This window comes from Methylobacterium sp. 17Sr1-1 (assembly GCF_003173775.1).
Taxonomy (GTDB): domain Bacteria; phylum Pseudomonadota; class Alphaproteobacteria; order Rhizobiales; family Beijerinckiaceae; genus Methylobacterium.
On the sequence record NZ_CP029552.1, the window covers coordinates 3,196,199 to 3,202,500 of the forward strand.

The 6,302-nt window shown below is 66.5% G+C and carries 7 protein-coding genes (1 of these 7 cut by a window edge); all 7 read right to left on the reverse strand.

Annotated elements, in window-relative coordinates:
• Nucleotides 1–740 precede the first annotated feature (740 nt).
• Nucleotides 741–935 (reverse strand): hypothetical protein, encoded by a 195-nt coding sequence (locus DK412_RS30215; protein ID WP_204165567.1) that lies wholly within the window; start codon nucleotides 933–935, stop codon nucleotides 741–743.
• Nucleotides 936–1,693: 758 nt separating this feature from the next.
• Nucleotides 1,694–1,969 carry a hypothetical protein gene (locus tag DK412_RS14370; RefSeq protein ID WP_245447671.1) on the reverse strand — a complete coding sequence of 92 codons (276 nt, stop codon included), beginning with the start codon at nucleotides 1,967–1,969 and terminating at the stop codon, nucleotides 1,694–1,696.
• Nucleotides 1,966–2,736 carry an RlmE family RNA methyltransferase gene (locus DK412_RS14375; protein WP_093567456.1) on the reverse strand — a complete coding sequence of 257 codons (771 nt, stop codon included), beginning with the start codon at nucleotides 2,734–2,736 and terminating at the stop codon, nucleotides 1,966–1,968. The genes DK412_RS14370 and DK412_RS14375 overlap by 4 nt, the downstream gene beginning before the upstream one ends.
• A gap of 90 nt (nucleotides 2,737–2,826) precedes the next feature.
• Nucleotides 2,827–3,936, reverse strand: coding sequence for a Ppx/GppA phosphatase family protein (locus DK412_RS14380; protein WP_109972492.1), 1,110 nt, complete (start codon nucleotides 3,934–3,936; stop codon nucleotides 2,827–2,829).
• A 160-nt stretch (nucleotides 3,937–4,096) separates the two neighbouring features.
• Complete coding sequence (locus tag DK412_RS14385) at nucleotides 4,097–4,939, reverse strand: ABC transporter ATP-binding protein (RefSeq protein WP_109972493.1); 843 nt, start codon at nucleotides 4,937–4,939, stop codon at nucleotides 4,097–4,099.
• Between the two features lie 4 nt (nucleotides 4,940–4,943).
• Nucleotides 4,944–5,756 carry an ABC transporter permease gene (locus DK412_RS14390; RefSeq protein WP_109972494.1) on the reverse strand — a complete coding sequence of 271 codons (813 nt, stop codon included), beginning with the start codon at nucleotides 5,754–5,756 and terminating at the stop codon, nucleotides 4,944–4,946.
• A 9-nt stretch (nucleotides 5,757–5,765) separates the two neighbouring features.
• Nucleotides 5,766–6,302, reverse strand: partial view of an ABC transporter substrate-binding protein gene (locus tag DK412_RS14395; protein WP_109972495.1) — the 3' portion only. Its footprint extends 456 nt past the window's final position; the window shows 537 of its 993 coding nt (coding positions 457–993); its start codon lies off the right edge, out of view; its stop codon occupies nucleotides 5,766–5,768.

A 6,302-nucleotide genomic window follows, 5' to 3' on the forward strand; every position in this document is an offset into this window, starting at 1 on the left:
CCGGATGCCTCGGCCACCACATGTTGCCCGTGAATTCGAGACTGATATGCGGAATGATCGCATGGGCTGGAAAGCGGTAGCTCGGTGCGCAGATACCGAGCAGCCGGATAGCGCCGGTTGCAGACTTCCGATCTGAGCCGCCTGATACCAACGGTCGTTGAAAAAGACCTTTGGCTCCATTCTCGAATTTTCGCCAAGCCTTCGGCTCGGGGTCGAAAATTCAAGATGGGTCAACGGCCTAGAGGTCTTTTGATTGCCGATTTTCGATACGAATTTTCCAGCAAATCGCTCAAAGTCGACGCCTCTGTGCGCTCGATAATGCAGCGACAGCGACGATTCGGGCGGAGCCTCGACCCGACCATCTACTCAAATAGCGAAACCGCCATCTCACAATGGCAAATTCGTACGCCTATTGGCCAGGGATCGCTGGCGTGCAGGGAGGAGCCAAGTGCTCCGACGTCTCACGACGATGCCACGTCATCCTATTCGCAGATTGAGGAATGATCAGAGCATTCATGTATTATTTCAGGTAATACATTCAGGCATGCCTCCAGTATTGCGTTCCTCGTGCTCATGGTGCCCTCAATGCGCCGAAAGGCAGAATGCCCGCCCCGAGACAGGCACCGATGGCTGCCCGTGGCACGAACTCGGCTGGCACCTTCGGCGGCGGCGGGCACACCCGAGGCGCTCTGCCCCCGAACGATCGAGCAGCCTGGACCCCGGTTCAAGGCGACGGCGCCTCACACGCCCATAATATCTTTGATCACAGCTTGCACTTCCTTCGCATTTGGGAGAGCACCTACATCTTGTCCGGCCTGACGAGCGATATTTGAAAGATCTTGTTGATCAATTATTCCCTTCTCAGTAAGCAATCTAAGCATCGTCACCTGCAACGACAGAGCTGCCAAGGCGATATCACGCAGATCGTGTGACATCATACGTACTCCTCCTGCTTTTGTTAGAAGCAATGAGATACAAAAATGGATCCGGAAAATATTTCTGCCTTGCCATGGAACAAAGTTAGTTGATTGGCTTTGATGGCAGTTTGGGCCTGATTTATCTTGAGCCGCAGGGCCTGCGAAGCTGTAACTCGGCCAACCTCCAGGACGGCAGGGCCTCCTATCCCGAGAGGACTGCCTCATACGACATCCGATTGATTGCTTCGCAATGTGGATTCCGGCTTCGCTCAAGCGCCGCGCGGGCTTGCGATACTAAATCCGGAAGTGACCTCCCGGATTTAGTATCGCACCAGTTGATGTGCAAGCGCGCCAAGCCTGCTCCCGCCGCGCATTTGGCGCTGACTTGCTTGACGCCAGAGCCTAGCGACGTGGTGAATGTCAGAAAACCCTGTCATGGGCTCATGTGTCCGGAAAATCTTCGCAACCGGACCTTCCACAAAACGGCCCCTCCAGGCCGCTTTGGTCAGCAGCGTGGAGCGCACAGCACCCTCGGACCATCCGAGTGGGGTCGAAAGCCCCCGAGGCGCCCGACAGGCTCCGGCTGGCATACCCGATCAACCACCTCGGATATCGGAAAACTCCTGCTTTTCGACATCCGAGCGCGAGATGCGGACCGGCCGCAAGGGATTGAACGCAGCCGAGCCGATCGGGGTTGGAACCGCAGATCTGCCCCTCGATGAAGGAGGAAAAGCGCCTTACCTCACGCGCGTGGGTGGCCTGATTGCCGTCGTTGGCTATCCCTGCCGTGCTCGAAAATCCCGCAGGGTGGCCCGCAAGCGCTCCTGGAGCGTCACCTCCGACAACGGACCGGTCACGACGAGGCTCGCCACCACCTCCGGGTGCTTCAGCCGCTGCTTCGGCGTGCGGGCATGGTTCGCCACCCGCACCTGCCCCTCGGCACCGGGCAGGCCGAAGTAGAAGCTCTCGCCCCGCGTCCCCTGCCCGATCTCCGAAAAGCCCTCCGCCAGGAGGAGCGCCCGGGCGCGATCGATCGCCGCCGCCGGGGTCACGGTCGCCAGCCCGCCTCGTCCTCCTCGTCGCCGTCATCGGTCTCGCGATACGGCCCATCGGTCGCCTCGGCCCCGCGGTAGCCGGTCGCCAGCACGTAGAGCTCGCTCGAATCCGCCCGGCTCGCCGCCGGCTTGACGTGGCGGACGGCGGAAAAGTCGCGCTTCAGGTCGGCGAGCAGGCCGCCCTCGGTGCCGCCCTGCAGCACTTTCGCGAGGTAGGTGCCGCCCGGCGCCAGGATCTCGCGGGCGAAGGCGAGCGCCGTCTCGGCGAGCCCCATGATGCGCAGGTGGTCGGTCTTCTTGTGGCCGGTGGCGTTGGCGGCCATGTCCGACATCACGACGTCCGCCGGCCCGCCCAGCATCTCGGTCAGCAGCCCGGGCGCGGTCGGATCGAGGAAGTCGAGCGTGACGAAGTCGACGCCCGGCATCGGCTCGATCTCGAGAAGGTCGATGCCGACCACCCGGCCGCGCGGGGTCGGCGCACCCGGATGGCTGCCGACCTTGGCTGCCGCCACCTGCGACCAGCCGCCGGGCGCCGCGCCGAGATCGACCACCCGCTGGCCGGGCTTGAGCAGCCGGAAGCGGTCGTCGATCTCCATGAGCTTGAAGGCGGCCCGCGAGCGGTAGCCCTCGCGCTTGGCGCGGGCCACGTAGGGGTCGTTGAGCTGGCGCTCCAGCCAGATCTTGGAGGAGACCGTGCGCCCGCGCGCGGTCTTCACCCGCTGCTTCAGGTCGCCCCGGACGCCGCCGCCGCGACGATCGCTCATATGCCTTGACCTTCGATGATCGAAAAACCGTTCAAGGCAGATGACGCCCCGGACCCGCGGGCGCAAGTCCGCAAGTCCGGCAGCCTCATATCAGCCAGGGCGCACGCCCCGGCGCCAGACCCCGTCCTCGCGCATCATGTTCATGAGCAACCCCTCGCGCAGGCCGCGATCGGCGATGCGCAGGCGCTCGGACGGGAAGGCGCGGCGGATCGCCTCCAGGATGGCGCAGCCGGCGAGCACCAGGTCGGCCCGGTCGCGGCCGATGCAGGGATTCTGCGCCCGGTCGGACAGCCGCGTCGCCAGCAGCCCGTCGATGGCGTCCGTGACCTCGCGGTCGCGCATCCACAGCCCGTCGATCCGGCGCCGGTCGTAGCGCGGCAGGCGCAGATGGGTGGCGGCGAGCGTCGTCACCGTCCCGGAGGTGCCGAGGAGGTGGAAGTTCGGCGCATGCGCCGCCGCGCCGGCGATCAGCGCGAACTTGGTCAGGCGGTCGGCGACCTCCTCGACCATGCCCTCGAAGACCGGACGGGTCACGTCGGCCCCGCCGTAGCGCTCGGCCAGGGTGACGACCCCGACGGGAAGCGAATCCCAGGCGCGGATGCGCAAGGTCGGATCGGCGCTGCGGGCGAGGGCGGCCGAGCCGTCGAGCCAGACGATCTCGGTCGAGCCGCCGCCGATGTCGAAGATCACCACCGATTCGGCGTGCCGGTCGGCGAGCGCCGCGCAGCCGGTGACCGCGAGATAGGCCTCGGTGCGCCGGTCCACCACTTCGAGGTCGAGCCCGACCTCGCGGTGCACCCGGTCGACGAAGGCCGGGCCGTTCACCGCGAGCCGGCAGGCCGCGGTGGCGATCGACTTCGCCCGCACCACCCCGCGGGAGCGCATCTTGCCCAAGCACACCGCCAGGGCGTCGACGGTGCGCTCGATCGCGTCGTCGCTCAGGCGGTCGGTGCTGCCCAAGCCCTCGCCGAGGCGCACGATGCGCGAGAAGGCGTCGATCACCCGGAACCCGTAGGGCGCCGGCTCGGCGATCAGGAGCCGGCAGTTGTTGGTGCCGAGATCGAGCGCCGCGTAGGCGCGCCGGTCCGGGCGACGTGGAGGATCATCCCCCGCCGGATGCGGCGGGGGCGCGGTCGCGCGCGCTGTCTCGGCGTACTCCGCGGCGCGCGCCGGCACGGAGACGACCGTCTCATCCCTCATCGGCTGTGCCGATATCCCTCACATCCGCACCCTCGCGGGGCGAAAAGTCCATCACATGATGGGGAGCTTACGTGGCTCCGGGCGGAACGCAAAGCCGCGATCGTGCCGCGGCCGCCGCCCCGTCACCGGGGCAATCCCGAGGCCCGCGAACGAATTGCGATCAATCGACCGCCGATCCATGCAGCTCGGCCTGGGTGAAGCGCTGCTGCTCCTCCATGACCAGCCCGGCGAGCTCGCGCTTCAGCGCGTTGAACTCGGCCGAGGCCGTGTCGCGGGGGCGGGCGAGCGGCACGATCAGGTCGCGCTTCATCCGGCCCGGACGGTAGGTGAGCACGACGATGCGGTCGGCGAGGTAGATCGCCTCCTCGATCGAGTGAGTCACGAACACGATCGTCTTGCGGTACTCGGCCCAGATCCGCAGCAACTCGTCCTGGAGCGTGCGGCGGGTCAGCGCGTCGAGGGCGCCGAACGGCTCGTCCATCAGCATCACCGGCGGGTCGAGGGCCAGGATGCGGGCGATGGCGACGCGCTGGCGCATGCCGCCGGACAAGTCCTTGGGGAAGCGGCCGAGGAAGTCCGACAGGCCGAGCTTTTCGGCGATGCGGGCGACGATCGCGTCGGCCTCCGCGCGGGCCACGCCCTTGATGTCGAGGCCGAAGCGGATGTTCTGCTCCACCGTCATCCAGGGAAACAGGGCGTATTCCTGGAAGACCATGCCCCGGTCGGGCCCCGGATCGACGACCGGACGACCCGCCATCCGGATCTCGCCCGTCGTGAGGGGCGAGAATCCCGCGATGGCATTGAGCAGGGTGGACTTGCCGCAGCCCGACGGCCCGAGCAGGCAGACGAACTGCCCGCTCGGGATCGCGGCGGTGACGTCCTCGAGCGCCACCACGGCGCCCGCGCCGGTGCCGAACACCTTCGAGGCGTGGTCGATCGAGATCTCGGCGGCGCCCGGCGCGGCGGCCGGCTCGGAGCGGCGGAGCGGTGCGGTCGCGGTCATGAGGTCAGCGCTCCAGGCCGCGGTGCCAGCGCAGCAGGTGGTCGTTGAGGCGCGACATCGCGCCGTCGATGACGAGGCCGAGGATGCCGATCGTCAGCATGCCGCCGATGATCTTGTCCGACCACATGTACTCGCGCGCCTCGAGGATCCGGTAGCCGAGCCCGTCCGACACCGCGATCATCTCGGCGACGATCACCACGATGAAGGCGGTGCCGATGCCGATGCGCATGCCGGCGAGCACGAACGGGCTCGCCGCCGGCAGGATCACCCGCCGGAACATGGTCCAGGAATTCGCACCTAAGTTGCGTGCGGCGCGGATATAGATCGAATCGACCTGCCGCACCCCCGCCACCGTGTTGACGAGGACCGGGAAGAAGGTGCCGAGCGCGATCAGGAACAGGGCCGGCGGGTTGCCGAGCCCGAACCACACGATGGCGAGCGGGATGTAGGCGATCGGCGGGATCGGCCGCAGGATCTGCAGCAGCGGATTGACGAGGCCGTAGAGCCGATCGCTCGTACCCATCAGCAGGCCGACCGGGAGCGCCAAGCCGACGCCGATGGCGAAGCCGGCGATCACCCGGCCGAGGCTCGCCACCGCGTCGTGCGGCAGCTCGCCCGAGACCAGCCAGGCGGCGTAGCTCTGGCTCGCCGGATCGTAGGGCAGGGCCGGGATCAGGCTGGCGAACCAGCGCGAGGCCACGGCGCTCGGCGGCGGCAGCACCACGGCGGAGAACAGGCCGGCCCGGCTTGCGAGCTCCCACAGAATCAGGAGCCCGACCGGCAGCAGCGCGCCGCGGAAGGCGGAAAGGCGGGTCACGACGGGAACTCAGTTCGTCTTCGTGGTCGATTTGGCGCCGAGCTCGGCCTTCGCCTTCTCGAGCAGGTCGAGCTTGACCCATTCGGCGTCGCCCTTCGGCGGATTGACCATCTTGCCGAGGCCGTATTTGTGCATCAGGTCCGCGGTGATCTGCATGTGACCGGCCGGCATGTCGTAGGTGTAATCCGCGTTCTCCATCGAATCGCGAAAATCCTTGCTGCTGAGCTGGCCCTTGAAGACCTGCTCGCGGACGTACTTTTCCGCGAGGTCCGGCTTCTCGATGAAGGTCTTGGTCGCCTCGACGAACAGCTTGAGCACCCGGGCGGCGACTTCCGGCTTCTCGGTGTACATCTTCTCGGTCATGACCAGCGGGCGGTAGGGCACGCCGACCGGGGTGTCGTAGGGCTTGACGATCTCGTAGCCCCAGCCGTTCGAGATGGCCTGCGTCGATTGCGGCTCGCTCTGGCAGATCACGTCGACGTATTTCTGGGCGAGCGCCTGATTCAGGTCGGCGTAGTTGTTGAAGTAGACGAGCTGTACGTCCTT

What these genes read in the sequence shown, in the direction of transcription:
- DK412_RS14375 (WP_093567456.1), bottom strand. Translation starts at nt 2,736, where the DNA reads ATGAGCGATCGTCGCGGCGGCGGCGTCCGGGGCGACCTGAAGCAGCGG.
- DK412_RS14380 (WP_109972492.1), bottom strand. Translation starts at nt 3,936, where the DNA reads ATGAGGGATGAGACGGTCGTCTCCGTGCCGGCGCGCGCCGCGGAGTAC.
- DK412_RS30215 (WP_204165567.1), bottom strand. Translation starts at nt 935, where the DNA reads ATGTCACACGATCTGCGTGATATCGCCTTGGCAGCTCTGTCGTTGCAG.
- DK412_RS14385 (WP_109972493.1), bottom strand. Translation starts at nt 4,939, where the DNA reads ATGACCGCGACCGCACCGCTCCGCCGCTCCGAGCCGGCCGCCGCGCCG.